General features: G+C 49.5%; 3 protein-coding genes. 2 read left to right on the top strand and 1 reads right to left on the bottom strand.

The window, feature by feature from the left end; all coding sequences use genetic code 11:
- Window positions 1–59: 59 nt before the first annotated feature.
- A complete protein-coding gene (locus IT781_RS21590) occupies window positions 60–920 on the top strand; it encodes a DNA alkylation repair protein (RefSeq protein WP_194972236.1) in 861 nt (286 codons plus the stop codon).
- A gap of 229 nt (window positions 921–1,149) precedes the next feature.
- A complete protein-coding gene (locus tag IT781_RS21585; RefSeq protein ID WP_194972235.1) occupies window positions 1,150–1,374 on the top strand; it encodes a hypothetical protein in 225 nt (74 codons plus the stop codon).
- Window positions 1,375–1,503: 129 nt separating this feature from the next.
- Here IT781_RS21585 and IT781_RS21580 read toward each other — a convergent pair whose 3' ends face one another.
- Entirely contained in the window at window positions 1,504–2,670 is a 1,167-nt protein-coding gene (locus IT781_RS21580; RefSeq protein WP_228779348.1) for an indoleamine 2,3-dioxygenase, read from the bottom strand.
- Between the last annotated feature and the right edge of the window lie 134 nt (window positions 2,671–2,804).

Below are 2,804 nucleotides of genomic sequence, written 5' to 3'. Positions count from 1 at the left end.
ACGACAAAGTCCCTCGGTAATTAGTCCGTCAGTTTCCCTCGGTAATCACACTTTTACACATGAGCATTAATTTCCGAGATATTCCATCCATCCCTGTTGCTCCAGGCACTATTCAAAAAGGAGTGCCTTTAAAACATCTGCTTGATGCTGAGGCCGTGCATTGTCTGGCCCGCAACATATCCTTCGTATACCCGCAGTTCGATTCAGCCGGTTTTTATGGCGCCGCAATGGCAAGCCTAGAGCGTCTGGAATTACTGGAGCGAGGAAAAAAGTTGGCGCAGGCACTTCATCAGTTCCTGCCTCAAACGTATTCATCAGCCGTGGAAATCCTGCTGGCTTCTCTGACACCGCCCCTTGAGTCCACTGACAACAACGGACTGGCCGTGTTTTTCTATCTCCCGCATGTATGCTTTGTTGCCGAGTATGGGCTTGATCCGGGAACATGCAACGAGGACGATACTTTCGATGTCTCCATAAGAGCGCAGTATGAGCTCACAAGACGCTTTAGCGCGGAGTTTTCTATTCGGCATTTTCTTATTCGCCACCAGGAGCGCACGCTCAAGAAAGTACACGAATGGCTTACCGACCCTTGTCCCCACGTCAGGCGTCTTTGCTCAGAGGGAACGCGTCCACGATTGCCGTGGGCAATTCGGATTCCAAGCTTCATCTCCAACCCTGAACCTATATTGCCGATACTCGAAGCGTTAAAAGACGATCCAAGCCTTTATGTGCGTCGAAGTGTTGCTAATAATCTCGGCGATATCGCCAAAGATCATCCGGATTTGGCGTTCGGCATCTGTGAGCGTTGGTTAATTGGTGCTTCCAAGGAGCGTAAATGGCTCATTCGCCATGCGCTCCGACACCCTGCAAAGAAAGGGCACCCCGATGCACTTCAACTCCGTACCTCTGCCAAACCTTGAGAATTATGGTGAATTTCCAAGCGGTCTAACCAAGACATTATCAATGTTTAAAATACTGTCCGATTATATTTGTGTGTCGCTCTTCCCTTGGACGCGCGAGTTGACGGCGCTGTCGCAAAGGGTCACGTGTTTGAACCGTAATAAAGGTTTCTTTTCTAACAATAAGGCAAAGCTAGTTTCTAATCATAAATCCTGTAATTTTTCTCATTGACTTTAAAGAGCGAATATTATGGAAACTCACAAAATAGAAATCAAAGATCTGGAAAGAAACGAAGTTGTAAGCACGGGCTATATAGACAATGAAGATATGCCGCTCATGGTTCATGATTTGAGCCATTACGATTTGAACCCTGATCATCACTATAAAGTCGGCCCCATCCACGGCGATTATTTGGAATTGCTCTGCAAACATGTGGATGGATATACCAAGCATGTCTGGTTCGATCGCCATTAAGTCCTGCTGACATTTCGCCGCTGCCAAATCAAAGCAGAGGATAAGTTTCCTCATGGCAATCCGTCAGGGACTGGATAATCGATACCGGCGAAAAGATGTAATATTGTCTGTAAAGATCCGCACGCAATTTTAAAGACGGTGAGCCTCAGTCTCCTGTAGCATCTGTTTGAGCCACTGCATATAGGGAGTGCCGCCGGTTCCTCTCGGATCATCCGTCCAGCGGTTGATATATTCCTGCGCCCAGCCGTAATGGACGCGCCGGAAGGCCACCATGGCATCCAGAATGGCGTTATAAGGCTCCTTATATTCAGGACTTCTGATATCCGGCATGGCCTCGACTTCCTTGATCAGCACCCGGTGCCTGAGCGGCATGTACTTGCGCATATCGGCCAGATGGTCCGTCAAGGCGGATCGCTGATGTGGAATTTTCATGAAGGCGATCAGGGTCGGCATGATACTGCTCTGGGCGCCTGTCTCTCCACGAAACTGGATGGGCGCTTGCTCCACGCCTTCATAGGTTATATTTTCGAAAAAGCGGATATAAGGCCTGAAAGTCTTGTAATAGAGACTGGAATCCATGTACTCCGGAATGCGCTTGATCACATCGACCTGGCGTTGCACAGAATCCGCGATGAGCCATAGCTCCGGGTTCAGGTCAACATCATCATTTTCCGCCAGTTTGCGTTTGATCGACGCGATCGCAGCCAGAATATCGGCCCCTATTGCTTCAATCTCTACATGCACCAGGATGAACCAATGCTCGTCATACAGGTGAACGAAGTTTTGCAGGGTATCGATATTGCCCAACCGGATCGGTTGATTTTTGCGAAAGCGTTTCCAGTTATAGAGCGCGTAGCCGTCATAACTCAGAATGGGCAAACGATCGAGCAGCATTGCGGCCCGCACCAGCGGCACCGCGATGTTATATGGCAGAACCTTGTCTGGCTCCGCCCCGACCTGACTGACGTAAGCGGAGGCAAGAAAACCGAGCCGCACATAATAAAGGCGCAGCTGAGGCAGGTTCTCTTCGGTAGCAGGCCCCTGCCATCTTGGAATTTCCAGCTCCCGCGCATAAGTCCGAAAGTTCTTGTCATAGAGCAGGCTCGGCAGGTCATGCCCGATCTCATCAAGCACGGCATAACGCGATTCATGAGGAAATGCGGTCAGAGGGTCTTTCTCGGGCAGAAATCCGCGTTGCGCATAGATAGGCTTCAGCAATTCGCAGCCTTTAAGCCTAGCTATCTTCTCGGCATCGCTCCCTCCCATGAAACGCTGCCAGTGCGCTTCTGTCATCATGTTTTTTTTCCTTCGAAAAAACAAAGGCTAAATTAAGTGTACCGCAACCAGTCAATAAGCCAATGCCATTAAATTAAGGCTTGTTCCGTTCGCCCTGCTCCTTCGACTACGCTCAGGACTAAAGGCTTTGTCGA

It is taken from the genome of Methylobacter sp. BlB1 (genome assembly GCF_015476545.1).
Lineage (GTDB): Bacteria > Pseudomonadota > Gammaproteobacteria > Methylococcales > Methylomonadaceae > Methylobacter.
Note: the sequence above shows the minus strand (reverse complement) of the source record. Positions and strands in the feature narration are given on the sequence as shown.